The sequence below is a fragment of the Desulfocastanea catecholica genome (genome assembly GCF_054657295.1).
On record NZ_BAAHYZ010000003.1, the window covers coordinates 232,456 to 254,852 of the forward strand.

The following is a 22,397-nucleotide window of genomic DNA, read 5'->3' on the forward strand; positions in this document are numbered from 1 at the left end:
CATGAACGCCGCCTATTCAGCAAAAGATCTGTTGGACATGAACCTGCCGGTGCTGCCAAAAACCGAGCGCAACATTGCCCGCAAGGCCGACCGCGACAGATGGTCCTTTTACTGGGAGACAGTACGCGGCGGACAGCGCAAGATGTACCGGGCCTATATGCTGCCGGACAGTATCCGCAACGCCATCCTGGAGCAGGAAGAGATTAACGCCCTGGTGCCGGTAAACAACGCGGCCAACCTGCCCGCCACCATGGCCACTAGCGGCAACGGGACCATCGGCACGGCCCAGGAAGGCAAGGCAAACCTGAAGGCCTCGCTGGTGAAGCTGTATATGCAGGCGCTGGCGGCGGCCGAGTGGGGCCATAAGAACCAGGCGCGGGATAATTTCATGTCCGCCTATAACAGCGGCGCATCCTATCCGGAGCTGTATAAAACGCTGGGCGAGCTGAGCTGGAAGACCGTCGAGAGCTGGAAGAACAAGCTGAAAAAGAGCTGCGGCAACAGCCTGCAGCTCGCTGATCGGCGCGGCAAGGCGAAGGGGTCCCGGTCTATTACGCCGCTGCAGGCAAAGATCATCCTGGCCTTTGTCCGGCAGCCAAAGGGCAAGAGCCTGCCAAAGAGCGAGATCCTCCGGTTATCCCGCACCATCATGCAGAGCAAAGGGGTTGATACCCTGTCCGACGCCACTTACCGGCGTTTCCTGGACGACTGGGTGGCGGTCAACTACGACGAGTGGATCTGGTGGAGGGAAGGCGACAAGGGGTTGAATGACAAGGTACTGTTCTGGACCGAGCGCGACTATGAGACGATCCAGGTCGGCGACATCCTGGTGGCCGATGGTCACGTGCTGAACTTCCTGGTACTCAACCCGTGGACCGGAAAGGCGCAGCGGATGATGCTGGTGCTGTTCTTCGATATGAAATCGTCGATGCCGTGCGGCTGGGAGATCATGCCGACGGAGAGCACCGCCTCGATCTCGGCAGCCCTGCGCCGGTCGATCCTCCGCCTGGGCATGGTGCCGAAAATCGTTTATCTCGATAACGGCCGGGCCTTCAAAGGCCATTATTTCACCGGTACCGACTTCGAGCAGACCGAGCTGCCCGGCCTGTATGAACGGCTCGGTATTCAATTGATCGTCGCCAAGCCGTACCATGGCCAGTCGAAGACCATCGAGCGGTTTTTCAAGACCTTCGGCGAGCTGGAGCGGATGTCACCTTCTTATATAGGTACATCGATCGACGCCAAGCCGGCGCATATGAACCGGGGCGAGACGCTGCACCGGAAGATCAACGACAAGATCACCGGCGGCGAGGTGCCGAGCCTAATCGACACCCACCGGGCTATTGCCGCCTGGTTCGACCATTACGCCGCCCGTCCCCAGGGACCAAGCAGCCACCTGGCCGGGCAGTGTCCGCAGAAGCTGTTCGATGCCGGACGCGGCCCAGGGGTTGACCCTCTCGCCCTGCGCATCCTGATGATGAAAAAGGAAGAGCGGAAGATCTACGGCCGGGGCGTCAAGGTCTACGACAAGGGTGAATGGTACTATCACCCTGCCCTGTACGGCCGCAATCACAAGGTCAACGTCCGCTATGACATGCAGGAGCGGGACACTGTGCTCATTTACGACCAACGCACCGACGAGTTTCTTTGTGAGGCGGGCCGGGTGGACAAGGTGCATCCGGCGGCGCGGATCCTCGGCAGCGAGACGGATATCAAGCTGCTGGAAAACCAGCTGGAGATGATCGGCAGCCTGCGCAAGCAGACGGTTTCCCATGCCAGGGCGATGGCCGACGAGGTGGTTATCCCCGAGGCGCAGCGGCTGATCGAGGACTCCGGGTTTATGGCTTCGGGCTCCCAGGCGGCTGGGTGTCCCCAGGTGGCCGGCAACAAGGTGCGGCGGCTGCCGGCTCCCCAGGCGGCGGCTAACCGCAAGCCGGTGGTGATGAGTGCCGAGGAAAAAGCCGAGATCATGAGGGAGGCGGAAGCCTCACAGCGGCATCAGCGGCAGATGGAAGCGGCCCAACTGGCCGCCAATCTGGAAGAGATGAGCGAGGCGGATCGTTACGGGAAGCTGCTGGAGATGGAGATGTCCGGTGATGCGCTGAGTGTCGAGTGGCGGCGGTTCATGCGGGTGTATGAGCAGCTGCCTGAGTTTGCGCGGGATAAGGAGTACTGGGACGGGCAGAGGGCGGCTTTGGCTGTGCTTAATCGAAATAAGAAACCGGCCACCGTTGTCGCGATGGCCGGATAAACACTGTTCCCAGGTGGCACCTGGGAACAAGAAAAAACAGGCGACCGCACGAACGGTCGCCTTCTCCATAAACAATCAATAGAGGACTTTGAAAAAGTAATGCCAGAAATACGATTTTTACCAAAATTTGTCAATGTCAAAAATGTCCGCAACTTTCAGGCGATGATCGACGCCCTGATGCTGTCGGCGGGCGAAGGGCGCCTGGCGGCGGTGATCGGCCAGGCCGGGCGGGGCAAGACCCGGACGGCGCAATGGTACGCGGCGAACAACGGCTGCGCCTTCGTCCGCTGCCTGTCCATCTGGCGGCAATCGGAGCTTGGTTTCCTGCAGGCGCTGGGCCGCGAGCTCGGAGTGAAGAAGGTTGCCCACCGCAAGGACCCGGCCTTTCTGGCGGTCATGGACGCACTGAACCTGCAGGGTGGACGCCCTGTCTTTATCGAGGAAATAGAAAAACTGCCCAAGCTGCATCTGGAGCTGGTCCGCGATCTGTCCGATCTGTCGGCGGCGCCCTTCGTTCTCATCGGCGAGGACGAGCTGCAGAGCCATATGCAGCAGGTAACCAGGATCTGGAACCGGACCTTTCAGCTGCTGGAGTTCGAGACGCTGGGTATCGGCGATGTGGTGATGTTCGCCAGGGAAGCGGCCGGGCTGGAGCTGCAGACCGATGTGGCGGAAACCCTGCACCATAACGCGAGCGGGTGTTTCCGGGTGATCAAGCGGGATATCATTTCGCTGGTCAATATCATGAATGCCAGGGGCAAGAGCGAACCGGACATGGCCATGGCCAAGGTGGCTATCAAACAAAGTCTGAGAGGATAACAGGATGGCAAACGAATCATTTACAAAGAAGGTGCTGGACGCGACATTGGCGGCCGCCTCGGTGAACGGCGGCCGGGCTTATGCCGTGGATGTCTCGAAGCTGCTGTTTATCCAGACCCGGCGCGAGCATAAGCGGGTACTGAACAGCCTGTCCGAGCTGTCACGGTCCGGGCGCCTGGGCCGGATCAGTCAGGGGATTTACGGACCGCCGCCGCCGACCGGTACCGCCCGGCAGGTGGACAAACGCGAGGTGATGTGGCGGCTGCTCCGGATGCGCAAGCGGGTCACCGTCGAGGACCTGATGGAGCTGGCCGGGGTGAGTAAGCATTACGCCAAGGAATGGCTGCTGATGCTGGTCAATCGCCGGGTGGTCAGCAAGGTTCAACAGCCGGGCCAGAAAGGGGTATGGCTGCTGCTGGCCGACCAGGTGGAGATGCCGGTGGACGTTGAAAAGGCTGACCGGCTGCGCAAGATCCGTGTGGAGAAAAAAAAGGAGATCGCCGCCCGGCTCGATACCATCGGCGAGGCCCTGGACGATGTCAGAGAACTACTACAAACCATGGAGGATTTACAATGAACGACAGAACGGCACAGATAATCGCCAGTCAACGGCGGGACGCGGACGCTAAAATCGAACTGGTCAGGGATATGCTGCGCACCTTCGATGCGACGGATGCGTCCGGCCTGGCCCAGATGGCCCTGGCGGCGGAAAACGCCGCCGTGGCGGTGCGCAAGCTGTATCAAATCAATCTGGACGGGGTTGAACATGGACTGGCGTGAGCTGCTGCGCAAGGCGGTCATCGTGTCCGGCAGTCAAGCGGAGGTGTGCCGGCAGCTTGGCTACAGCCCGGCGACGATCAGCATGGTGCTGTCCGGTTCGTATACCGGCAACGCCGAGGCAATCGGTAAAAAAGTATTGGAAATTTACGGAGGCAAACTCATGCAGGACACAGTACCCCAAGGATATATGATGAACGGCATCGGCCACCTGGTGCCGATCGAGAGCATCAAAGAGATCGACCTGGAGCGGGATAAATTCGTCAAGGAGGTAGTCGGCAAGGCCGGAGAGGTCAGCGCCATGCTCGATACCTTCAAACAGCAGCTGGCCGGCGACATGCAGGCCTTTCTCGAGCTGTCCGCCGAAAAGTACGGCGCGGACCTGGGCGGGGCGCGGGGTAATCTGTCGCTGACATCCTATGATGGCCGGTTCAAGATCCTCCGGGCGGTCAGTGAGCGGCTGGATTTCGACGAGCGGCTGCAGGCGGCCAAGGAGCTGGTCGATGACTGTCTGCGCGAGTGGAGCAAGGACGCCGGGCCGGAACTGCGTACCCTGGTGGAGAGCGCCTTTCAGGTGGACAAGAAGGGGCGGATCAACGCCAAGCGCATTCTTTCCCTGCGCACGCTGAAGATCGATCATCCAATCTGGAAGAAGGCCATGGAGGCCATCGGTGACGCGGTGACGGTGGTCGGCTCGTGCACCTATTACCGGGTGTATGTGCGGGATGAGGACGGCAATTATAATCAGATTTCTTTGGATTTTTCGGGGGTGTGATGGACAGAGGACAGATGACAGATGACAGAGGACAGAAGACGGCGATGGACATGGTCCGGCGGACGGCGATTATTCTTTCCACCTGCACCGTTGCCGACTGCCCGCTTGCCGCGACCTGTATCAGCGTGGAATCGGAGACAAAACGCAAGGTGGTCTGCGGGCATTATAACGGTTCGATAACCAATTGTGACGGCTCGCAGGTTGTCTGCGGCTATCAAGGTAACTAAGGGAGAGTTCGATATGGGAAAAGTAAATTTTGTCAAAGAGTTCGTGGAAAAGAACTATGAGCTGTTCCAACAGTTTTTGGAAGACACGTATGAGATTGAAGGGACGGAGGCGGAGGGCATTCTCGACGAATTGGAGATGGTATACGATGGCGTTGCGGCACTGACAGCCGGCAGAAAGGGCCAAGCCATCGACCGCAAGTTCAACTTCCTTGCTGTCAACAGCACTAACGGCAAGATGTTTACCGAGAATGAAGGCGTGGTCCTGCTGGCAAAGGATGACCTGGTACCGGAGACCCTGGCCTTTTATTTATCACAGGTCCGGCTGTTTGTTGGCGAGACGAGCGTTGAGGCGAAAGGGGTCCGGTTGTTGATCGACCGTGTTAATGCCTGGCGTGATGCCAATGTGAGCAAGTGCAAGCTGCCGGATATAACCGGGGAGAAAGAAATCAGGGCTGCACTGGGTGAGGCGGCGGAGGTTATGTACCATCCTGTTTGATGCGAAACCCCGGCATGCCGGGGTAATCGGCGGGTTGTGCCGCCGGTCTGATGAGCAGCTGAAACAACAACCATGGAGGAAAATATGAGCGATATGAAACCGACGTTGATACTGGTTGAACCGGAGGGGGCAGGCGAGCGTTGGAAACCGATTGTCTGTGATACCGGGACCTATAATATTCGCGACCTGGCTGAGATGATCGGCCTGTCTTTGTCGGGTCTGAGAAAACGGTTGCGCTTTGTCGGCTGGGATCATCAGGAGATACTGGCCGGATATCGCCATCGCTTCAGCGGGCCAAAACGGAGTGACTGGAATACCAAGCGGCGGTATGTGGGCCGAGGACCCAGTGCAAGCGATGAGTTCCAGCCGGAAATAGTAGCCGGCGAGTTCGCCCACCTCGGCCATCGGCCACGCAATGCACGGCTGGCGACTATCCCCAGGCCAACCGCCTGGGATCTGTCCCTGGGGGCGCAATGAGTCAACCGCCCGCCGGTGCCTTCGATATCAGCTGCAAGGCCCAGATGAACAGCAAGGTGTCGCCTGCCTGGTGCGAGCTGGCCCGGTATCAGCAGCTGTGCGGCGGCTGCATCCATAACGACGGCAGGAAGCGCAGTAAATACCAGATAAAAAAGGACCGTAACAAATGAAACTGATCTGCCCCGCCTGCGGAGCCATAGCCAGCGCCGAGAGCTGGATGAACGACGCCCATTGCCGCGAGACACTGCTGGTGATCAGCAGGCTGCCGGCACCGCTGCCGAAGTCGACACTCGGCTATCTCAGCCTGTTTAGACCGGGCAAGCAGGCGCTCAGCTGGAAGAAGGTGCTGCGCCTGGTCGGCGAGATCGAGACCTTGACAGCAAAGAGCTATGTCCATGTCGCGGGCCGGGTCGACCGCAACTGCCCGGCGCGGATCTGGGCCCAGGCCATGGAGCAGATGGTCGAGCGGCGCACCGGGCTGACTCTGCCGATGCCGAATCATAACTATCTGACGAAAATCGCTTACGACATGGCCGATCAGGCGGATTACCAGGGCGAGAAAAAGCAGAACATGGCGGCACGGCAGCACGTCGCTCCGGTACCGGACAGGTCCGAGGCGGATCCTTTACTTGATCCCATGGAAAAAGCCCGGCGCGAATGGGACGAAAGGCATGGTGCGCCATCTGCTGCACCTGATTTTAACAGCCTGAAAAACCTTATTAAGGGGATGGATTGACATGGCACCGACTAAAGCCCAGCTGGCCAAGATCCATATCGCCAAGAAGGAACTCGATATCTCCGACGAAATTTACCGGGATATCCTCCATGTCAATTTTGCGGTGGAATCTTCATCCAAGTTAAATGAAACCCAGGCGGCAAAGCTGCTGGATATCTTTGCCGGCAAGGGCTGGAAGTCGAAAAGCAAAAGCCCGGCCACCGGCAGGAAGCAACGCAGCTCTACCTATATCGCCATCAAGCCCGGGCCGACCGCCGCCCAGCAGCGCAAGGTACTGGCCATGTGGAACCAGTTGGGCTACGCCATGGACACGCTGCATACCAGGTGTCAGCGACAGTTCAAGGTTGATCGGTTCGAATGGCTGACCGATCGGGAGGCCCTGCATGTGCTGATCACCGATCTTGATCAGCGGATCAAATTAATGAAGGGGGAAAAATGAACATCTTCACCATCGACAGAATGCCGGACGATGTCCTGCCGACCATCGATGAGTTGTCCGGGGATATGCGCATTGTCGCCGAGCTGGTCGGGGTGCGTATGGCGCTGACCATCGCCGAACGGTTCGGCGGTACGCCGGTGATGCTCTACGGCCACAAGAAATGGCTGATCCGCTGGCGTGACCAGGAGATCCGGGCCGAGTACGACCGGGGCGATATATCCGGCGTTGCCCTGGCCCGCAAGCACGGGCTCTGTGATCGGCAGGTGTGGAACATCCTCGGCAGGGAGCCGGGTGAGGATCGACAGCTGAAATTATTTTAGAAAATTGGAGACATCATGGCTATCTGGATACCCGAACCGCTGTACCGCATTTTGCCGCTGCTCTGCCTGGCGGCGGGTTTTGTTTTCACCTTCACCATCTCCGGCCCGGTCAGCCTGACGCTCAATGTCCTGCTGGTCGGCTACGGCGTAAGCGTCATGGCCATGCGGGCAGGATATCGGACACATGCCTGAAAAGATCTGCACGAACAGCCGGGACCGTAATGGCCGGACCATCTGGACCGGTGACACGGTCATCAACGAAGACGGCTTTAGCGGTCCGGTGGTTTTCAGCAACTGCGCCTTCCGGGTGGATGTCAGCGACGATCAAAACGGCTGTTATCTGCGTTACAACTCGTCGCTGCTGTTTCGGGAGGGCGTTGGTACCGGCGGCTGGGAAGTGATTTAACAACTGAACCGGTTCCCCTTCTTTTTACCGAAAAAAGGACTATCTCCAGGACTATCTCCACAAGCTGGAGATGGTCCTTTTTTTATTGAGAAACACCCCGCACAACCAGTGCTGAAACGACTCCGTCTGTTTCCCCTCGCCGCAATCCACTATAACAAAGACTCAAGAAGCACAAACACCCCGAGGAAGCTGGGGAAGGAGAGGGTCTGCCATCCCTCGATTCTCCTTCCCCGGCGCATTCGGGTTTGAGCACTCACCAGTCAATCTACCAGGGCCGACAATGAGCGAGCTGCAGAAAATGCTGATCAGACACGAGGGACTCCGGCTGCAACCGTACCGCTGTCCGGCGGGCAAGTTGACCATCGGCGTCGGGCATAACCTCGATGACAACGGCATCTCGAAGGAGATCGCCATGGTCATTCTGCAGCACGATATCGCCGAGCATATGGCCGAACTGAACGCCGCCTTTCCCTGGATACGCAGCCTCAACTATGCCCGGCAGGACGCCATGGTCGATATGGCCTTCAACCTCGGCCTGCCCCGCTTTGCCAAGTTCAAGAAGATGCTGGCGGCAATGGAGGCTGGAGACTATGCCACCGCCCACGATGAAATGCTTGACAGCAAGTGGGCGCGCCAGGTGGGCGGCAGAGCTCAGGAGCTGGCGCGGATGACATTAACCGGAGCATATGCACAAGGAGCATGAAATGATAAAGAGAAAATTAGTTGTAACGGCCCTGATCACGGTAGCTCTAACTCTCATGCTGGGCTCGTCTTTTGCCCATGCTGAGGATCTCAAGTTCGGCTGGGACTATCCCCCTGAAGAAGTGGAGAACATCGACGGGTTCAGATTGTACAGGGATGGCAATATCATCGATACCGATGCTATTCCAAAAACCGCATTGACCATCACTGTCCCACGGCAGACGGATAAGCAGGACCATACCTATCACCTGGTGGCCTATGTCGGCACCATGGAGAGCGGACCGTCCCAGGCGACGATCGACAGCTACAACTACACCATCAATGCCGTTGGTTCGCTGACCATCGAGGTCATCAAATAGGGGCACGACAGGCAATGAATCATAACCAACAAGGAGGAGATCAATGACAGGTTGGAAAACATGGCTGGCGGCGGCCTGCATGGCAGGCTTAGGGGTGGTCAGCATTACCCAGGGTGATGTTGCCGGCGGCATTCAGCAGGTTGTTGCGGCACTGGCACTGGTCGGCGTCGGCCACAAGATCGAAAAGTTAACGGGTAAATAATGGCCGATCAGTTCGACCGGGCCCAGGAGTTGGACGCCAGGTATCGACAGCAGGCGTTAGCCGACCAGGCGCGCAGGTCGGCGCGAAGCGAGGTAACCAGAACACACTGTCTGGACTGCGGGGACGCCATCCCCGAGGCCAGGCGCAAGGCGAGGCCGGGCTGCATCAGGTGTATTACCTGTGCGGAAATGTTTGAAGCGGATAACAGGAGGGGCTAGTGGAGACAGGCAACATCTGGGCCGGAATGGCCATGGTTATTAAGTCAATGGACGGCTCGGAGTTCGGTTATCTGCTTGTTGCCCTGATGATGCCGCCGATACTGATTTTTGTTGCGCTGTTTTTGCTGCGCGAGGAGATCCGCCGGCGGGAGGCCGCCGACCGGGAGCGCTTCGAGGCCATGGCCCAGATGTACAAAAACAACGTGGTGGTCGCCGAGCAGTCGCAGAAGACGGCAGACGGCCTGCAGACGGTGATCCATCTGTCGACATCGACGCTGACCAGGCTGGTGGAAAAAATCAATAACAATCATTTTTGCCCGATCGTAAGGGAAAGGAGCAACTCCGATGGCTCTGGGATTTGATACCGAAAGGTTGACCATACGCGGCCGCCTGGCCGTGAAGGAAGCCGACTGCCGCAACCTGGAGCTGTCTATCCAGGGCGATGTCGCTTCGGTGCGCATGCTGCTGCCGCCCTTTGTCGAGGTGGCCGATCTGCAGGCGCAGCAGGCAGCGGTGCAGGCGGTTGAACTGGCCGCCAAACATGCCGAGTATCTTGGCCTTCGGGCGGATATCGAGGCAATGAAGAAGGCCCTTGCCTGATGAGTCCCGAGGCGTATAGCTGGGAGGTCCGCGAGTCGGCCGAGGAGCTCTATATAATAGACGGCCGCACCTACGAGCAGGTGGCTGAAACCTCCGGCGTCTCCATCTCCCAGTTGAAACGCTGGGGTTTGGACAGCGTCCCCACCTGGTCGGAACGCCGGCGCGAATACCGTCAGGCGCAGACCTCGGTACGGCGCGGGGTGATGCTGGCCAAGGCCAAGTTGATTGAATCGGTGATCAACACCGAGGACGCCCAGAAGGCCTATGCCTTTTCTGCCCTGGTCAGTTCGAGCAAGGCTATCGATGAGGAGGCCCGAGAGCGCAACCAGCAGGCGACGGTAAAAACGGATCCGGTCCATGGCGAGGTCGTTACCGATCTGCCGGCCGCCCTGTCCGAGGCGATACAGCGCAAGATCGGTCTGATGCTCAGCGCCCCCGGAGGGGTCACGGTCAACAGTATCAAGGATGTGCAGTCATCGCTGGCCTTGCTGGAAAAACTCCAAGCCAAAGCGGGCGAAGGTGAAGACAAGGATAACCGGCAGCTGGATAGCGCCACAATCAAAGCACTGCGGGAGCAGTTCGGTCTCTGATGGGTAACGCGAAAATCATACCGCAGGATGCACACAAGATTTTCATGCCCTACCAACAGGCATGGGTCGACGATCGCAGCCGCCTGAAGCTGATGGAGAAAGGCCGGCAGATCGGTTTGTCCTGGTCGACCGCCTTTGGTTGTGTCGAACGGACCGCCCCGAAAGAAGCGAAGAACGATCAATGGGTCTCGTCACGGGATGAGATCCAGGCCCGCTTGTTCCTGGAAGACTGTAAACGTTTTGCCGGACTGCTCGATGCGGCGGCCAAGGATCTCGGCATGGTGGTCATCGATCAGGAAAGAAAACTCTCCGCCCTGGTCCTGCATTTCGACAACGGCAAGCGGATCCACTCGATGAGCAGCAACCCGGATGCCCAGGCCGGTAAGCGCGGCGGGCGGGTGCTTGATGAGTTCGCCCTGCATCCGGATCCGCGCAAACTCTATTCCATTGCCTATCCCGGTATCACCTGGGGCGGGCAGCTGGAGATCGTCTCCACCCATCGTGGCAGCGACAACTATTTCAACGAGCTGGTCGAGGACATCAAACACCGGGGCAACCCGAAAGGCTTCTCGCTGCATACGGTCACCCTGCAGAACGCACTGGAGCAGGGCTTTTTGTACAAGCTGCAGCAGGCCCTGCCGAAAGACGACGAACGGCAGGTGATGGACGAGGCGGAATATTTTGATTTCATCCGTGCGGGTTGCGCCTCCGAGGAACAGTTCCTCCAGGAGTTTTGCTGCATCCCGGCCGATGATACCGGGGCTTTTTTGTCCTATGACCTGATTGGCGGGTGTGAATACCGGGCAACGGAGGCCTGGGAGCTGGACGGGTCGACCCAGGGCAAGGAACTGTATCTTGGCATGGATGTCGGCCGGGTCAACGATCTGACGGTCTTCTGGCTGCTGGAACGGGTGTCGGGCATGATGTTCACCAGAAAAATCACCACGCTGCAGAACAAAAAATTCAGCGAACAGGAAGCGGTGCTTTATGCCTTATTACAACTGCCGGGATTACGTCGGGCCTGCCTGGATGCTACGGGGTTGGGCATGCAGCTGGCCGAACGGGCACAGGAAAAATTCGGCAGCTATCTCGTCGAGGCGGTCACCTTCACCGGTCCGGTCAAGGAGGCGATGGCATTTCCACTGCGCGCAGCGTTTGAAGATAAGTCGATCCGGATCCCGAAAGATGACGAGGTCCGGGCGGATCTGAGGGCAATCAAGAAAACCGTCACCGCCGCCGGCAACATTCGCTTTGCCGCGGATCGTGGCCCTGGTGGTCATGCCGACAGGTTCTGGGCGGTGGCGCTGGCGCTGCATGCTGCCTCTTCGCCGGGGGTCGAATACGGTTATCAGTCAGTGACCAAACGCGAGGCAAAAGACGATGACGACAGCAGGCAGATCAAAATAACCGCCGGATTCGGGGCGATCAGAGGGGCGATGTAATGGTGACTCTTTACGATTATCGGGGCAACCCAGTGCAAAGCAAGCAGCTGGATAAAGAGCTGGCCGCCCCTACCCTGTCCGGTATCCGGACGGTCTGGGACAATGCGGTGACCGGCGGGCTGACCCCGTACCGGCTGGCCGCCCTGCTCCAGGGCGCGGCGCAAGGCGACGCGGGCGATTACCTGACCCTGGCCGAGGAGATGGAAGAGCGCGACCTGCATTATCGCTGTGAGATCGGCAAGCGGAGGCTGGCGGTGGCCTCGTTGCCGGTGGTGGTCGAAGCGGCCACCGATGAGGATCATGATGTGCAGCTGGCCGATGAGGTTCGATCACTGGTCAGACGGCCGGGCTTTCGCGGACTGCTCAAGGATCTGCTCGATGCACTCGGTAAAGGGTATTCGGTCTCCGAGATCATCTGGCAGCGTGGCGCCAAGTGGCAGCCGGTCGCCTATCAGTGGCGAGATCCCCGTTTCTTTGTCTTTGACCGGGAGTCGCGGCGCAAGATCCGCCTGCTCGATGAGCAGAATATGGCTGAAGGTATCGAGCTGAAACCGTACAAGTTTATCGTCCATCTGCCGCACCTGAAGACCGGCCTGCCGATCCGTGGCGGTATCGCCAGGGTGGCCGCCTGGTCGTACCTGTGCAAGAACTACATGATCAAAGACTGGCTGGCCTTCGCCGAGGTGTTCGGCATGCCGCTGCGCCTTGGTAGATATCCCTCCGGGGCGCAGCAGGAAGATATCAAGATCTTGAAGATGGCGGTGGCCAACCTCGGGTCGGACGCGGCGGCGGTGATCCCCGAGTCGATGATGATCGAATTCGTCGAGGGCGGCAAATCGACCGGCGGCGATACCCTGTTCATGCGCCTAGCCGACTGGCTGGACGCGCAGATCAGCAGGGGCATCCTCGGTCAGACCGCGACCACCCAGGGCACGCCGGGCAAGCTCGGCGGCGATGAGGCGCAGTCGCAGGTCAGGGACGATATCCGCGACGACGACGCGGTACAGCTGGCCGAGACGATCAACCGTGATCTGATTATACCGTTTATCGATCTCAATTTCGGACCGCAGGAGAACTATCCGCAGCTGCTCCTGCGGGCGATCGAGAATGACGATCTGACGCTGCTCACCACCGCCCTGGAGAAACTGGTGCCGCTCGGCCTGAAGGTTGAGCAGTCGGTGGTCCGCGATAAGCTGGGCTTGCCGGATCCGGACCTGCAGGCGAAGACCGAGGATCTGCTGCAGCCGCCAAATCAAATGACCGGGGCTATGCCACCTGCCCCATCACCACAACGGGCGTTGAACGCGACACGAACCGAGCTGGATGAACAGCTGGCAATCGATGGTCTGGGCAATTCGATCACCGACGAGAAACTGCAGACCACGCTTGACGGCCTGCTGGCTCCGCTGCTGCAGCAGGTGCTTGACGGCTCCGGCTATCAAGAGTTGCAGGCCTGGCTGGCACAAGAGGAACCGGCAATGGACAGCCGGACCATGGAAGAAACCCTGGCCAGGGTGCTGTTTCTGGCCGAGACCTGGGGACGGATCAATGGAACCGATTGACCTGGTCTTTGCCTTCGGCCTGCCGCCGGAGAAGGCTATTGCCTATTTCCGGGCCAAGGGCTACGCCATCGGTTGGGACTGGCAGGACGTCTGGGAACGGGCGCATGCCAGGGCCTTTACCGTCGCCAAGGTGATGCGGCAGGATATTTTAGAGGATATCCGCACCGCCGTCGATACGGCCCTGGCCGACGGCACGACCTACCAGCAGTTTGCCCGAGAACTTATCCCGCTGTTAAAAAGTAAAGGCTGGTGGGGACTGATGGAGGTCGAGGACGGCAAGACCGTGCAGCTGGGCAGCCCGTGGCGGCTGCGGACCATCTACGAGGTGAACATGCAGACCGCTTATATGGCCGGTAGGTATCAAGAGCAGATGGAACTGGCCGAGGAGCGGCCCTACTGGATGTATGTGGCGGTGATGGACAGCCGCACCAGACCGGACCATGCCCGGCTGAACGGGGCTGTGTTTCGCTCCGACGATCCCTTCTGGCAATCGCACTATCCGCCGAACGGCTGGCGCTGCCGCTGCCGGGTGCGGACCCTGTCACAGGTCAAGCTCGACAAGATGGGTGCTACAGTCTCAACCAGTGAGGGCAAGATCTTCACCGAGGACCGGCTGGTCAGTAAGAAGACCGGAGAGATGAAGCCGGTGTCGGTGTTCAGCGGCTCGATCGGCGGCCAGGTGGTGACCATGGCGCCGGATGTCGGCTGGAGTTACAACCCTGGCCGGGCATATGTCGAGGGGACCATGCCATGATCAGCGTGCTCATTGACGACGATCAGGTGTACGGCGCGCTGGATCAGATGGCTGCGCTGCTCGACAAGCCAAGGGCGGTCATGCGGGAGATTACCGGCGTGCTGGCCGATGCTGCCGAGGATCAGTTCGCCGCCGAAGGCAAGCCGCAATGGCAGGCGCTGGCCCCGGCGACCATCGCCCGGCGCACGCGCCAAAAGACCTGGCCGGGACGAATACTGCAGGTGTCGGGTGGACTGGCCGCCAGTATAACCACCCAGGCCACCGACAGCAGCGCGGCAATCGGCAGCAATAAAGTGTACGCAGCCATCCAGCAGCTGGGCGGCAAGGCGGGACGCGGAAAGAAGGTGACGATCCCGGCCAGGCCGTATCTGGTATTTGGTTCGGGGGAGGCGGAAGAGACACTGGACATCTTGCGGCAGCATATTCGCCATGCACTCAGGTAAACGCTCTAAAATGGCCTGTAACGACATTTCAGAGAAAAAGGCGACTCAACGGACGCACGACAGGGTGCGCAATCGATATAGAAGAAATTAAACGGGTTTTGAAGATGGTTTCGAGTTACGCGAGGGGGGAGAAAACGGCATGAATAAAAAATACCGCACATCGACCGCGATCAACAGCACGGAAATTTCCCCCGAGGGAAGCGGTGCTCCGGAGTGGATCCAGCTCATACCGGCCGGGCCGGTCTCGGGTCGGGACGGCCGGGCGTGGAACAACAGTCGGCCGGATATGGTGCTGCAGACCTTTGTCGATCGGGCCATGGATCTGCCTATCGACATCGAGCACTCGACAGAGCACAAGGGACCGAAAGGCGAACCCGCCCCGGCGATCGGCTGGGTGAAAGAACTGCAGAACCGCAACGGCGAGATATGGGGCCGGGCGGAGTGGACTGCCGCAGGCAGGCAGATGGTGGATGAGCGGGCCTATCGATATACCAGCCCGGTTATCCTCTACCAACAGGACAGCGGCATTATTGTCGGCATAACTTCGGTCGCGGTGACCAACCAGCCGAATTTCAAGTTGTCGGCACTCAATCAACAACAGGGGGGCGGACCGCCCACCAAGGAGGACAGTATGTTAAAAGCACTGCTGGCAGCATTGGCGCTATCGGAAGACGCCACCGAGGCCGAGGCGCTGGCCAAGATCCAGGAGCTGAAGACCAACCTGGAGACCGCAGCCAACCGGGCGAACAATCCCAGCCTGGAAAAATTCGTCCCTCGGGCCGACTACGAAGCAGCGGTCGGTAAGGCGAGCAACGCCGAGCAGCAGCTGGCCGAGTTGAAGAAGACCGAACTGGAGAAATCGGTCAACAGTGCCATCGATCAGGCGCTGAAAGACGGCAAGATCACCCCGGCCACGAAAGAGTATCACCAGGCCCAGTGTCGGCAGGAAGGCGGACTGGAACGGTTCACTGCCTATTGTGCGGCCGCGCCGGTGATCGGTGATGCGTCCGGGCTGGACAAGAAGGAACCAGGCGACAAGTCCAAGGCGCTGAACGCCCAGGAAAAAGAGGTCTGTGACAATCTGGGGATTACCGAAGAAGAGTATTTGAAGGCCAAATAGAAGAGTATCTCAAGGCCGGAGAGGCGATTTCAACCACCAAGACAACACAAGGAGAGTAAGACATGGCCGCATTAGCAGCAGAACGTAACACGAAAGCCCGGTCCGGCGATACCATCGTCCTGGCCATGGCCGCGGCGGTACTGGTATATGCCGGGTCTCTGGTCGCCAGAGACGCCCTGGGCAACGCCACTCCCGGCGCTACCGCCGTCGGCCTGGTCGGGCTCGGCAGGGCCAGGGAAACCGTTGACAACTCCCTCGGCCTCGCCGGGGATCAGGCTGCGGATATCGAAAAGGGGGTCTTTCTTTTCGACAATGACCCGCTTGACGCCGTCACCGTGGCGAGCATCGGCGCCAACTGTTTCATTACCGATGACCAGACCGTGGCGGCAACGGACGGCGGCGCGACGAAATCGGTTGCCGGCGTGGTCTTTGATGTCGATGCCGGCGGGGTCTGGGTCGACTTCCGCTAAACAGTATCGTCGGCCACGGTAGCCGATCCACCCAGGAAGGGGCGAGTCTTGGACCCGCCCGTTCAATCACTTATTAACGAGGAGTAACAAAATGAAAATCAGATCCACTATAGCAGTATGGCTGGGGATGTTTGTTTTTTCCATCTTGGCCATACCACTGCTCGGCCTTGAGGCTGGAGCACAAGAGTTTGACCCTGCCGCCCTGGCGTTGGTCGGTGTCGGGGGCATGATCATCAACAGCAGCAATCTGGCCATTTTGTTCCGCGCCTTCAACTCTGCATTTCAGCGGGGGTTTGATGGAGTCAAGCCGATGTGGGACAAGGTGGCCACCATGGTGCCGTCGACCACCGGGACCGAGGATTACGGCTGGCTGGGCGCTATCCCCGGCATGCGCGAATGGCTCGGCGATCGGCATATCAACAACCTGGCCATGTCGAATTACAGCATCCGCAACCGCAAGTTCGAGTTGACCGTCGGTGTCCCCAGGGACAAGGTAGAAGACGATCAATACGGCGTCTTTGCCCCGATGATGGAAATGCTCGGCCAGTCGGCAAACGAGCATCCGGACGAGCTGGTCTTTTCCCTGCTGGCGTCCGGCTTTACCACGCCATGCTTTGACGGCCAGTTCTTCTTTGATATCGATCATCCGGTGATCGATGCCGCCGGGGTTACCCAGTCGGTGGTCAATGTGCAGGCCGGGGCCCTGGCGCCGTGGTTCCTGCTCGACACCAGGCGGGCGCTCAAACCGCTTATCCTGCAGATGCGCAAGCGTCCGCAGTTCGTCAAGAAGGACCGTCCGGAAGACGACAACGTCTTCACCAAGGACGAGCTGGTCTATGGCGTCGATGACCGGAAAAACGCCGGTTTCGGCTTCTGGCAGATGGCCTTCGGTTCGCAGCTCGCCTTGACCGACGTCAACTTCGAGCTGGCTTATGACGCCATGAGCGCCTTTACCAAGAACGGCGGCGCGCCCCTCGGTATCAAGCCCAACCTGCTGGTGGTCGGTTCGTCCAATGCCAGCGCGGCGAGAAAAATCGTCCAGGCGCAGCTGATCAACGGCGGTGAGTCGAACATCAACTTCAACCGGGTCGAGTTGCTTGAGGTGCCCTGGTTGGCGTAAGGGATAAACCGTAGACCGTGACCCAAGGGGGACAAGATCAGCTTTGATTTTGTCCCCCTGTAAAGGACCATTAACGAGGTATTAAATGATAGTTATAACCAGCAAAAAAGACGGCTTCCGGCGCTGCGGCATTGCCCATGCGGCAAAGGCAACGTCGTACCCAAACCGCCGGTTCAGTAAAGAGCAGCTGGCCATCCTGCAGGCGGAGACCATGCTCACCGTGGTGGTTACCGAAGAGACCGGCAAGGGCAAAACTCAACCAAAGGCTTAACCGATGTACAGCGACCTCACAGCCTTAAAAGACCGCCTGCCGGAACAGACCGTCATCGATCTGACCGACGATGGCGGGCTCGGCGTGGTGGATGCCGGGGTGGTCGATCGGGCCATTACCGATGCCGACACCGAGATTGACAGCAAGATCGGCGGGCGCTATCCGGTACCGGTCGCTCCGGTCCCGGCCCTGCTGCAGCGGCTGTCCCTTGATCTGGCCATTGAAATACTTTATGCCAGGCGGCCCGACCTGGACACTCCGGAGGCGGTTATCCGCGCGGCGAAAAACGCCCGGCTGCTGCTCTCGGAAATAGCCGCCAATAAGGCCAGTCTGCCCGGCGTGGCCGAAGCGACCACGGCAACCGCCACTGGAGGCGGGGCAAGCTTCACCGCCAACGAGCGGCTGTTTACCCGTAGCCGGATGGGTGGTTTATGAGCCTGCTCGATACGCAAGATGCAATTCTTACCCAGCTGCAGACGCTGTCCGGCCCGCGCACGGTGGAAGCCTTCGCTGGGGATCTCGACGCGCTGCTGCGCGATACCTCGCCCCGCCCGGCCCTGCATCTGCTCTATGCCGGTGCGGCCTTTGGCGAGCAGGAAACCCTGGGCGGTCCGGTGCAGCCTATCCCGGCCCGGCGGATCTGGACGGTGCTGATTGCCGTCTCCGGGCGGCGCAGTGCGGCCGATACCAACGAGGACGCCATGGTGCTCATTGATGCGGTCCGGTCCTGTCTGGCCGGGTTTGTCGTGGATGACGGCCATCTCTGGCCCCTGGCCGATGAGTTTTTAAAAAGTAAAAACGGCGTGCTCGTTTACGGCGTCGATTTCGTCATTGATACGGAGGAGTAAACAAGATGGCACAGGCTAAAGGCTCTCGCAGCCAGGTAACAATTCAAAAAGAGGCAACGTTCGGCGTCGATCCGGTAGCCCCGTCAACGCAGCTGCTCTATTATTCGAGCTGTTCGCTGGCCTTAAAACGCGGCCAGGAGCAGGATGACACCTTGCGCGGCAACCGCAACCCGACCAAGGCGGCCCGTGGGCAGGATGATATCAGCGGCGACCTGGTCGCCAACATGCAGGCCTATAACGGGCTGCTGCTACTTGGTCTGCTCGGTTCGGTGACCACCACCGGCGCAGAGGCCCCATACACCCATGTGTTCAAGGTCGGCGATAGTCTGCCATCGTTTATGGTCGAAAAGGGCTTTACCGATATCAGCCAGTATTTTAAGTATCGCGGCGTCAAGGTCGGCGGCTGCTCGGTGAGTTTTTCCCCGTCCGGTTTTCAGAAGATGACCTTTTCCCTGATGGGTGCGGAAGAGGTGGTCGGTGCGGCATCCTTTGACGTCACCCCGACCGATCTGACCTATGCCCCCTTTGATGGCTTCGCCATCGGCACCATCGAAGAAGGCGGCGCGCCCATTGCTAATCTCACCGGGGTTGACATTTCTTTTGCCAATGATCTGGACGGCGATCAGTACCTGCTCGCCGGCGCCGGCAAGCGGGCGGACATCCCCGAGGGCACCGTGGCGGTGACCGGCACGGTCAAGGCCCGTTTTACCGACCTGGCCCTCTACAACAAGGCGATCGGCAACACGGAATCGAGCCTGAAGATAAAATTCAACCTCGGTACCGGCCTCGGCACGGCCGGCAATGAGTCGCTGGAATTCTTTATCCCGGAATTGACCTTTACCCCGCAGGCCCCGCCGATCAGCGGTCCGAAAGGCATCGTCGCCGAGCTGCCCTTTGTCGGCTACTACGGCAACAGCGCCCAGGCATCCGCCCTGCAGATCACCCTGCTCAATACCACGGCAGTCATAGGATGAGCGAGCTGATGACTATCAAAAAATACACTATTGGTGGCAAGGTATACACGCAGCGCATCATGGTTCTCGGCCAGATCCGCCAGTTGACTGAGGCGATCGGCGGGGTGGAGATTCCTGCCGGGGCGAGGCTTGGCAACATTGCCGGGATCCTCGGCGATCGTCTGCCGCACTGCGCGGCGGCGGTGCTGCAGCCGGAAGGGGTTGAGCACCAGGACAAGGATGTCGCGGCCATGGCCAAGGAGTTTACCGAGCATCTGGACATCGCGACCGCCGGGAGGGTGATCGATGATTTTTTCGTCTTAACCCCGGCCACCACTTTGGCCGAGATGATCGGCCGGCTGGGCGGGGTGTTACGCATGATAGCCGCCGGGACGAAAGCGACGGCGACTGGATCGAACAGCTCGTCATCGTCCTCGCCGGTGGAGACATCACCAAGCGGGCCGACATCCTCTGGGGCTACGGATTAAACGATGTCCAGCCCTGGCTTAAATACAAGTACCGCGACCAGCTCTACCGGGAAGCGGTGCTGGCCTTTCTCGGCTACGGCGTCAAAGAGACCCCGGAAAACCGCTATTGCCAAACCTGCCGCGAGCTGGGTGAAGATGACTGCGCCAACTGCGACCCGAGCACCATTGAGGAACTGACCGATGGCCGATAAGGATATGAAGCTGCGCCTGCTGATTGAGGCGAAGAACCAGGCCGACGCCGAGCTGAAGAAGCTGGAGAAAGAAATAGGCCAGGTTTCGTCCGAGACCGATGCGCTGGGGAAAAAAGGCAAGACCAGCGGGGATATGCTCAGTGGCGGATTTTCCACTGCTGCCGCCGGTGTCGGGGTATTTGCTGCCGTGGTGACCGCTGCCGCTACCGGGGTGTCGGCGCTGGTGGTGTCCTCGGCCAATGAGCAGCGCGAGCTGGAAAACCTCTCCAGGCTGGCGAAGATGGGCAGTCAGGACTTTGCCGCCTATGCCTTCGCCACAGAGAAAGTCGGCATCAATGCCGAGCAGCTGGCGGATATCTCCAAGGATGTGCAGGATAAGCTCGGTGATTTTGTCGCCACCGGCGGCGGTGAGTTTGCCGATTTCTTTGAAAATGTTGCCCCGAAAGTCGGCCTGACCGCCGAGGCCCTGCAGCAACTCAGCGGCCCTGAGGTACTGGTGGCCGTCAAGAAGGCCATGGATGACGCCAATATCTCGGCGGCCGAACAGGTCTTTTACCTGGAGGCAATCGGCAACGATGCCTCGAAGCTGATTCCGATCCTGGCCAATAACGGCAAGGAACTGAAAAAGAACGCCGATCGGGCCAGGGAGTTTGGGGTGTCGCTCAGCGAAATCGATGAGCAGAAACTGCTCGATGCAAAGGACGCCACCGATGACACGACGGCAGCCTTCGGCGGACTAAAAAAGAAGGTGGCGGCTGAGTTTGCCCCGGCATTCACGGCGGTAATGGAACAGGCCGCCAGGCTGCTGGTCGAGGTACGCGGCGAGGCGGAGGCACTGGCCGCACCCTTTGCCAACATCGTCCAGTCGTTGTCCGGCTGGGCCGCTGTCGGTTCCGGGCGCATGACCCTGCTGCAGTTCGCCGCCATGGATGCCAAAGAACTGTCCGCCTGGCTGGGTGATGACCGCAAGGGGCTGCATGATATCGGCGTTGAGATCCTGCAATTGCAGGAAGAACAGAAAAAGATTGCCTCCTCGTCGCATGGCAACCTCGATTTATCTACTGAGCAGAAGCAAAGGCTGAAGGAAATCACCGAGGAGATAGCTTTACTGCGGCAGCAGGAGCAGGAATTCAAGCAGGTGACTGCGGCAAAAAGTGAGCTGGCGCGAGCGGCGGGCGGTACCGGGACAGCTGCGGGCGAGTCTGCTGCGGTGACCACCACCAACGCCGAGACCGTAGCCTACAACAAGGGCCGCATAGCCCTGCAGAAATATATCGAGACCCAGAAGCAGCGGATACAAAAAGAGTACGACTCGGTTATTTCCTTTGCCAAAACTGATGAAGAACGGGCGGCGGCCTTGGCGCAGTATAATGCGCAGATGGCAGCCATCTCCGGCAACGAGAAATCACGCACCCAGGAGCTGGGCAAACAGAAAAAACTTGTTGAAGAAATCGCCAAAAAGGAAGCCGAACGGGCCGAGGCCCTGCGCCAATCGATGCAGGCGACCAACCTGCATATCCAGGCCCTCAACGGCATCCAGAACGCCAAGAGCGTGCCGGTCGATCCGTGGATGAAGCTGATTGATCTCGGCAAGGAGTATGATGAGACGATCGTCGGTATTGATAAGGAGCTGGCCGATTTCTTCGACGGCGTCCCGGAGCAGGCGGAACGCGGCAGGAGCGATATGGAGATTGCCGTCACCGGCTGGGCCTCGTCCTTTTCCGGCACGCTGACCGATATGCTCACCGGTGCGGATACCAATTTTAAAGCCATCGCCAATTCCTTTGCCAATATGATCCTGCAGATGATCATTCAGAAAAAACTGATTGAACCGATGCTGGAGGGTTTATTTGGTGGGACATCCGGAGCTGCTGGAGGATCTACCGGATCATGGATAACCTCCGCTTTTGGTGCGGTTGCGTCGGCTTTTGCCGCTGCCCAGGGCGGCGTGCCGTCAGGCACAGGGATATCCGCACTGAGTAACCAGGTTGTCTCGAGGCCAACATATTTCGCTTTTGCGGCCGGCGGCGTGCCAAGTCTTGGCGTGGCGGGAGAGGTGCCGGGAAAATCGGAAGGAATTTTTCCCTTGACCAGGACGAGCACCGGAAACCTCGGCGTTGAGGCGGTGATGCAGTCTACAGAAAGAGCCCCCGACAACAAGACCCAGGAACTGCTGCGCGAGCTGATCGGCGCGGTCCAGGGCCAGGGCAATGTCCGGATCGTCAATACCATCGACAACGGATCGATCGTCAACGCCATGTCCAGCGCGGCCGGTGAGCGGATGATTTTGAATACCATCACCCGCAATCCTTCTCTTGTCAGACGCGCTGTGGGGGGCTGA

At 59.3% G+C, this 22,397-nt stretch carries 35 protein-coding genes and 1 other RNA gene; all 36 read left to right on the forward strand.

Going from position 1 to position 22,397, the window contains the following annotated elements; genetic code table 11:
- Position 1: 1 nt before the first annotated feature.
- The 36 genes from ACYQ8U_RS04395 to ACYQ8U_RS04570 all read left to right on the forward strand — a co-directional run bounded on the left by ACYQ8U_RS04395 (position 2) and on the right by ACYQ8U_RS04570 (position 22,397).
- Positions 2-2,251 (forward strand): Mu transposase C-terminal domain-containing protein, encoded by a 2,250-nt coding sequence (locus ACYQ8U_RS04395; RefSeq protein ID WP_459944301.1) that lies wholly within the window; start codon positions 2-4, stop codon positions 2,249-2,251.
- Between the two features lie 99 nt (positions 2,252-2,350).
- The gene (locus ACYQ8U_RS04400) at positions 2,351-3,070 is read left to right on the forward strand and encodes an AAA family ATPase (protein WP_459944302.1); all 720 of its coding nucleotides are present in this window, start codon (positions 2,351-2,353) and stop codon (positions 3,068-3,070) included.
- Between the two features lie 4 nt (positions 3,071-3,074).
- The gene (locus ACYQ8U_RS04405; protein ID WP_459944303.1) at positions 3,075-3,647 is read left to right on the forward strand and encodes a hypothetical protein; all 573 of its coding nucleotides are present in this window, start codon (positions 3,075-3,077) and stop codon (positions 3,645-3,647) included.
- Positions 3,644-3,850: a hypothetical protein gene (locus ACYQ8U_RS04410; RefSeq protein WP_459944304.1), complete on the forward strand. Its 207-nt coding sequence runs from the start codon at positions 3,644-3,646 to the stop codon at positions 3,848-3,850. Before ACYQ8U_RS04405 ends, ACYQ8U_RS04410 begins: the two co-directional genes overlap by 4 nt.
- Positions 3,837-4,622 (forward strand): DUF3164 family protein, encoded by a 786-nt coding sequence (locus ACYQ8U_RS04415; protein ID WP_459944305.1) that lies wholly within the window; start codon positions 3,837-3,839, stop codon positions 4,620-4,622. The genes ACYQ8U_RS04410 and ACYQ8U_RS04415 overlap by 14 nt, the downstream gene beginning before the upstream one ends.
- 14 nt (positions 4,623-4,636) lie before the next feature.
- Positions 4,637-4,849 (forward strand): hypothetical protein, encoded by a 213-nt coding sequence (locus ACYQ8U_RS04420; RefSeq protein WP_459944306.1) that lies wholly within the window; start codon positions 4,637-4,639, stop codon positions 4,847-4,849.
- A gap of 13 nt (positions 4,850-4,862) precedes the next feature.
- Positions 4,863-5,345, forward strand: a complete 483-nt coding sequence (locus ACYQ8U_RS04425; RefSeq protein ID WP_459944307.1) for a hypothetical protein — start codon at positions 4,863-4,865, stop codon at positions 5,343-5,345.
- Positions 5,345-5,409: hammerhead ribozyme type II (locus ACYQ8U_RS04430), an RNA gene on the forward strand. Before ACYQ8U_RS04425 ends, ACYQ8U_RS04430 begins: the two co-directional genes overlap by 1 nt.
- 20 nt (positions 5,410-5,429) lie before the next feature.
- Positions 5,430-5,822 carry a hypothetical protein gene (locus ACYQ8U_RS04435; protein WP_459944308.1) on the forward strand — a complete coding sequence of 131 codons (393 nt, stop codon included), beginning with the start codon at positions 5,430-5,432 and terminating at the stop codon, positions 5,820-5,822.
- Positions 5,819-5,992, forward strand: a complete 174-nt coding sequence (locus ACYQ8U_RS04440) for a hypothetical protein (RefSeq protein ID WP_459944309.1) — start codon at positions 5,819-5,821, stop codon at positions 5,990-5,992. The genes ACYQ8U_RS04435 and ACYQ8U_RS04440 overlap by 4 nt, the downstream gene beginning before the upstream one ends.
- Entirely contained in the window at positions 5,989-6,558 is a 570-nt protein-coding gene (locus ACYQ8U_RS04445) for a hypothetical protein (RefSeq protein ID WP_459944310.1), read from the forward strand. Before ACYQ8U_RS04440 ends, ACYQ8U_RS04445 begins: the two co-directional genes overlap by 4 nt.
- A gap of 1 nt (position 6,559) precedes the next feature.
- A complete protein-coding gene (locus ACYQ8U_RS04450; protein WP_459944311.1) occupies positions 6,560-6,997 on the forward strand; it encodes a regulatory protein GemA in 438 nt (145 codons plus the stop codon).
- On the forward strand, positions 6,994-7,317 hold the full coding sequence (locus ACYQ8U_RS04455) for a Mor transcription activator family protein (protein ID WP_459944312.1): 324 nt from the start codon (positions 6,994-6,996) through the stop codon (positions 7,315-7,317). Before ACYQ8U_RS04450 ends, ACYQ8U_RS04455 begins: the two co-directional genes overlap by 4 nt.
- 15 nt (positions 7,318-7,332) lie before the next feature.
- Positions 7,333-7,509, forward strand: a complete 177-nt coding sequence (locus ACYQ8U_RS04460; protein ID WP_459944313.1) for a hypothetical protein — start codon at positions 7,333-7,335, stop codon at positions 7,507-7,509.
- Positions 7,502-7,723, forward strand: a complete 222-nt coding sequence (locus ACYQ8U_RS04465; RefSeq protein WP_459944314.1) for a hypothetical protein — start codon at positions 7,502-7,504, stop codon at positions 7,721-7,723. Before ACYQ8U_RS04460 ends, ACYQ8U_RS04465 begins: the two co-directional genes overlap by 8 nt.
- A gap of 280 nt (positions 7,724-8,003) precedes the next feature.
- A complete protein-coding gene (locus ACYQ8U_RS04470; RefSeq protein ID WP_459944315.1) occupies positions 8,004-8,426 on the forward strand; it encodes a glycoside hydrolase family protein in 423 nt (140 codons plus the stop codon).
- Between the two features lies 1 nt (position 8,427).
- A complete protein-coding gene (locus tag ACYQ8U_RS04475) occupies positions 8,428-8,784 on the forward strand; it encodes a hypothetical protein (RefSeq protein ID WP_459944316.1) in 357 nt (118 codons plus the stop codon).
- Between the two features lie 43 nt (positions 8,785-8,827).
- Positions 8,828-8,986 carry a hypothetical protein gene (locus ACYQ8U_RS04480; protein WP_459944317.1) on the forward strand — a complete coding sequence of 53 codons (159 nt, stop codon included), beginning with the start codon at positions 8,828-8,830 and terminating at the stop codon, positions 8,984-8,986.
- Positions 8,986-9,204 (forward strand): TraR/DksA C4-type zinc finger protein, encoded by a 219-nt coding sequence (locus tag ACYQ8U_RS04485; RefSeq protein WP_459944318.1) that lies wholly within the window; start codon positions 8,986-8,988, stop codon positions 9,202-9,204. Before ACYQ8U_RS04480 ends, ACYQ8U_RS04485 begins: the two co-directional genes overlap by 1 nt.
- Positions 9,204-9,566, forward strand: a complete 363-nt coding sequence (locus ACYQ8U_RS04490; RefSeq protein WP_459944319.1) for a hypothetical protein — start codon at positions 9,204-9,206, stop codon at positions 9,564-9,566. Before ACYQ8U_RS04485 ends, ACYQ8U_RS04490 begins: the two co-directional genes overlap by 1 nt.
- A complete protein-coding gene (locus ACYQ8U_RS04495) occupies positions 9,550-9,804 on the forward strand; it encodes a hypothetical protein (protein WP_459944320.1) in 255 nt (84 codons plus the stop codon). The genes ACYQ8U_RS04490 and ACYQ8U_RS04495 overlap by 17 nt, the downstream gene beginning before the upstream one ends.
- Positions 9,804-10,394, forward strand: a complete 591-nt coding sequence (locus tag ACYQ8U_RS04500; RefSeq protein ID WP_459944321.1) for a hypothetical protein — start codon at positions 9,804-9,806, stop codon at positions 10,392-10,394. The genes ACYQ8U_RS04495 and ACYQ8U_RS04500 overlap by 1 nt, the downstream gene beginning before the upstream one ends.
- Complete coding sequence (locus tag ACYQ8U_RS04505) at positions 10,394-11,836, forward strand: phage terminase large subunit family protein (RefSeq protein WP_459944322.1); 1,443 nt, start codon at positions 10,394-10,396, stop codon at positions 11,834-11,836. The genes ACYQ8U_RS04500 and ACYQ8U_RS04505 overlap by 1 nt, the downstream gene beginning before the upstream one ends.
- Entirely contained in the window at positions 11,836-13,398 is a 1,563-nt protein-coding gene (locus ACYQ8U_RS04510) for a DUF935 domain-containing protein (protein ID WP_459944323.1), read from the forward strand. The genes ACYQ8U_RS04505 and ACYQ8U_RS04510 overlap by 1 nt, the downstream gene beginning before the upstream one ends.
- A complete protein-coding gene (locus ACYQ8U_RS04515; RefSeq protein WP_459944324.1) occupies positions 13,385-14,152 on the forward strand; it encodes a phage head morphogenesis protein in 768 nt (255 codons plus the stop codon). Before ACYQ8U_RS04510 ends, ACYQ8U_RS04515 begins: the two co-directional genes overlap by 14 nt.
- On the forward strand, positions 14,149-14,595 hold the full coding sequence (locus ACYQ8U_RS04520) for a phage virion morphogenesis protein (protein ID WP_459944325.1): 447 nt from the start codon (positions 14,149-14,151) through the stop codon (positions 14,593-14,595). Before ACYQ8U_RS04515 ends, ACYQ8U_RS04520 begins: the two co-directional genes overlap by 4 nt.
- 139 nt (positions 14,596-14,734) lie before the next feature.
- Positions 14,735-15,715: a phage protease gene (locus tag ACYQ8U_RS04525; RefSeq protein WP_459944326.1), complete on the forward strand. Its 981-nt coding sequence runs from the start codon at positions 14,735-14,737 to the stop codon at positions 15,713-15,715.
- 62 nt (positions 15,716-15,777) lie between these two features.
- Positions 15,778-16,185 (forward strand): hypothetical protein, encoded by a 408-nt coding sequence (locus ACYQ8U_RS04530; RefSeq protein ID WP_459944327.1) that lies wholly within the window; start codon positions 15,778-15,780, stop codon positions 16,183-16,185.
- A 91-nt stretch (positions 16,186-16,276) separates the two neighbouring features.
- Complete coding sequence (locus ACYQ8U_RS04535; RefSeq protein ID WP_459944328.1) at positions 16,277-17,305, forward strand: Mu-like prophage major head subunit gpT family protein; 1,029 nt, start codon at positions 16,277-16,279, stop codon at positions 17,303-17,305.
- Positions 17,306-17,390: 85 nt separating this feature from the next.
- Positions 17,391-17,576, forward strand: coding sequence for an HI1506-related protein (locus ACYQ8U_RS04540; RefSeq protein ID WP_459944329.1), 186 nt, complete (start codon positions 17,391-17,393; stop codon positions 17,574-17,576).
- Between the two features lie 3 nt (positions 17,577-17,579).
- Positions 17,580-18,011 carry a gp436 family protein gene (locus ACYQ8U_RS04545; RefSeq protein WP_459944330.1) on the forward strand — a complete coding sequence of 144 codons (432 nt, stop codon included), beginning with the start codon at positions 17,580-17,582 and terminating at the stop codon, positions 18,009-18,011.
- The gene (locus tag ACYQ8U_RS04550; protein WP_459944331.1) at positions 18,008-18,424 is read left to right on the forward strand and encodes a Gp37 family protein; all 417 of its coding nucleotides are present in this window, start codon (positions 18,008-18,010) and stop codon (positions 18,422-18,424) included. The genes ACYQ8U_RS04545 and ACYQ8U_RS04550 overlap by 4 nt, the downstream gene beginning before the upstream one ends.
- Before the next feature lie 5 nt (positions 18,425-18,429).
- A complete protein-coding gene (locus ACYQ8U_RS04555) occupies positions 18,430-19,398 on the forward strand; it encodes a phage tail tube protein (RefSeq protein WP_459944332.1) in 969 nt (322 codons plus the stop codon).
- Between the two features lie 8 nt (positions 19,399-19,406).
- Positions 19,407-19,865, forward strand: coding sequence for a hypothetical protein (locus ACYQ8U_RS04560; protein ID WP_459944333.1), 459 nt, complete (start codon positions 19,407-19,409; stop codon positions 19,863-19,865).
- A 56-nt stretch (positions 19,866-19,921) separates the two neighbouring features.
- A complete protein-coding gene (locus tag ACYQ8U_RS04565; RefSeq protein ID WP_459944334.1) occupies positions 19,922-20,056 on the forward strand; it encodes a hypothetical protein in 135 nt (44 codons plus the stop codon).
- Positions 20,046-22,397, forward strand: coding sequence for a phage tail tape measure protein (locus ACYQ8U_RS04570; RefSeq protein ID WP_459944335.1), 2,352 nt, complete (start codon positions 20,046-20,048; stop codon positions 22,395-22,397). Before ACYQ8U_RS04565 ends, ACYQ8U_RS04570 begins: the two co-directional genes overlap by 11 nt.

What these genes read in the sequence shown, in the direction of transcription:
- ACYQ8U_RS04395 (WP_459944301.1), top strand. Translation starts at nt 2, where the DNA reads ATGAACGCCGCCTATTCAGCAAAAGATCTGTTGGACATGAACCTGCCG.
- ACYQ8U_RS04400 (WP_459944302.1), top strand. Translation starts at nt 2,351, where the DNA reads ATGCCAGAAATACGATTTTTACCAAAATTTGTCAATGTCAAAAATGTC.
- ACYQ8U_RS04405 (WP_459944303.1), top strand. Translation starts at nt 3,075, where the DNA reads ATGGCAAACGAATCATTTACAAAGAAGGTGCTGGACGCGACATTGGCG.
- ACYQ8U_RS04410 (WP_459944304.1), top strand. Translation starts at nt 3,644, where the DNA reads ATGAACGACAGAACGGCACAGATAATCGCCAGTCAACGGCGGGACGCG.
- ACYQ8U_RS04415 (WP_459944305.1), top strand. Translation starts at nt 3,837, where the DNA reads ATGGACTGGCGTGAGCTGCTGCGCAAGGCGGTCATCGTGTCCGGCAGT.
- ACYQ8U_RS04420 (WP_459944306.1), top strand. Translation starts at nt 4,637, where the DNA reads ATGACAGATGACAGAGGACAGAAGACGGCGATGGACATGGTCCGGCGG.
- ACYQ8U_RS04425 (WP_459944307.1), top strand. Translation starts at nt 4,863, where the DNA reads ATGGGAAAAGTAAATTTTGTCAAAGAGTTCGTGGAAAAGAACTATGAG.
- ACYQ8U_RS04435 (WP_459944308.1), top strand. Translation starts at nt 5,430, where the DNA reads ATGAGCGATATGAAACCGACGTTGATACTGGTTGAACCGGAGGGGGCA.
- ACYQ8U_RS04440 (WP_459944309.1), top strand. Translation starts at nt 5,819, where the DNA reads ATGAGTCAACCGCCCGCCGGTGCCTTCGATATCAGCTGCAAGGCCCAG.
- ACYQ8U_RS04445 (WP_459944310.1), top strand. Translation starts at nt 5,989, where the DNA reads ATGAAACTGATCTGCCCCGCCTGCGGAGCCATAGCCAGCGCCGAGAGC.
- ACYQ8U_RS04450 (WP_459944311.1), top strand. Translation starts at nt 6,560, where the DNA reads ATGGCACCGACTAAAGCCCAGCTGGCCAAGATCCATATCGCCAAGAAG.
- ACYQ8U_RS04455 (WP_459944312.1), top strand. Translation starts at nt 6,994, where the DNA reads ATGAACATCTTCACCATCGACAGAATGCCGGACGATGTCCTGCCGACC.
- ACYQ8U_RS04460 (WP_459944313.1), top strand. Translation starts at nt 7,333, where the DNA reads ATGGCTATCTGGATACCCGAACCGCTGTACCGCATTTTGCCGCTGCTC.
- ACYQ8U_RS04465 (WP_459944314.1), top strand. Translation starts at nt 7,502, where the DNA reads ATGCCTGAAAAGATCTGCACGAACAGCCGGGACCGTAATGGCCGGACC.
- ACYQ8U_RS04470 (WP_459944315.1), top strand. Translation starts at nt 8,004, where the DNA reads ATGAGCGAGCTGCAGAAAATGCTGATCAGACACGAGGGACTCCGGCTG.
- ACYQ8U_RS04475 (WP_459944316.1), top strand. Translation starts at nt 8,428, where the DNA reads ATGATAAAGAGAAAATTAGTTGTAACGGCCCTGATCACGGTAGCTCTA.
- ACYQ8U_RS04480 (WP_459944317.1), top strand. Translation starts at nt 8,828, where the DNA reads ATGACAGGTTGGAAAACATGGCTGGCGGCGGCCTGCATGGCAGGCTTA.
- ACYQ8U_RS04485 (WP_459944318.1), top strand. Translation starts at nt 8,986, where the DNA reads ATGGCCGATCAGTTCGACCGGGCCCAGGAGTTGGACGCCAGGTATCGA.
- ACYQ8U_RS04495 (WP_459944320.1), top strand. Translation starts at nt 9,550, where the DNA reads ATGGCTCTGGGATTTGATACCGAAAGGTTGACCATACGCGGCCGCCTG.
- ACYQ8U_RS04500 (WP_459944321.1), top strand. Translation starts at nt 9,804, where the DNA reads ATGAGTCCCGAGGCGTATAGCTGGGAGGTCCGCGAGTCGGCCGAGGAG.
- ACYQ8U_RS04505 (WP_459944322.1), top strand. Translation starts at nt 10,394, where the DNA reads ATGGGTAACGCGAAAATCATACCGCAGGATGCACACAAGATTTTCATG.
- ACYQ8U_RS04510 (WP_459944323.1), top strand. Translation starts at nt 11,836, where the DNA reads ATGGTGACTCTTTACGATTATCGGGGCAACCCAGTGCAAAGCAAGCAG.
- ACYQ8U_RS04515 (WP_459944324.1), top strand. Translation starts at nt 13,385, where the DNA reads ATGGAACCGATTGACCTGGTCTTTGCCTTCGGCCTGCCGCCGGAGAAG.
- ACYQ8U_RS04520 (WP_459944325.1), top strand. Translation starts at nt 14,149, where the DNA reads ATGATCAGCGTGCTCATTGACGACGATCAGGTGTACGGCGCGCTGGAT.
- ACYQ8U_RS04525 (WP_459944326.1), top strand. Translation starts at nt 14,735, where the DNA reads ATGAATAAAAAATACCGCACATCGACCGCGATCAACAGCACGGAAATT.
- ACYQ8U_RS04530 (WP_459944327.1), top strand. Translation starts at nt 15,778, where the DNA reads ATGGCCGCATTAGCAGCAGAACGTAACACGAAAGCCCGGTCCGGCGAT.
- ACYQ8U_RS04535 (WP_459944328.1), top strand. Translation starts at nt 16,277, where the DNA reads ATGAAAATCAGATCCACTATAGCAGTATGGCTGGGGATGTTTGTTTTT.
- ACYQ8U_RS04540 (WP_459944329.1), top strand. Translation starts at nt 17,391, where the DNA reads ATGATAGTTATAACCAGCAAAAAAGACGGCTTCCGGCGCTGCGGCATT.
- ACYQ8U_RS04545 (WP_459944330.1), top strand. Translation starts at nt 17,580, where the DNA reads ATGTACAGCGACCTCACAGCCTTAAAAGACCGCCTGCCGGAACAGACC.
- ACYQ8U_RS04550 (WP_459944331.1), top strand. Translation starts at nt 18,008, where the DNA reads ATGAGCCTGCTCGATACGCAAGATGCAATTCTTACCCAGCTGCAGACG.
- ACYQ8U_RS04555 (WP_459944332.1), top strand. Translation starts at nt 18,430, where the DNA reads ATGGCACAGGCTAAAGGCTCTCGCAGCCAGGTAACAATTCAAAAAGAG.
- ACYQ8U_RS04560 (WP_459944333.1), top strand. Translation starts at nt 19,407, where the DNA reads ATGACTATCAAAAAATACACTATTGGTGGCAAGGTATACACGCAGCGC.
- ACYQ8U_RS04570 (WP_459944335.1), top strand. Translation starts at nt 20,046, where the DNA reads ATGGCCGATAAGGATATGAAGCTGCGCCTGCTGATTGAGGCGAAGAAC.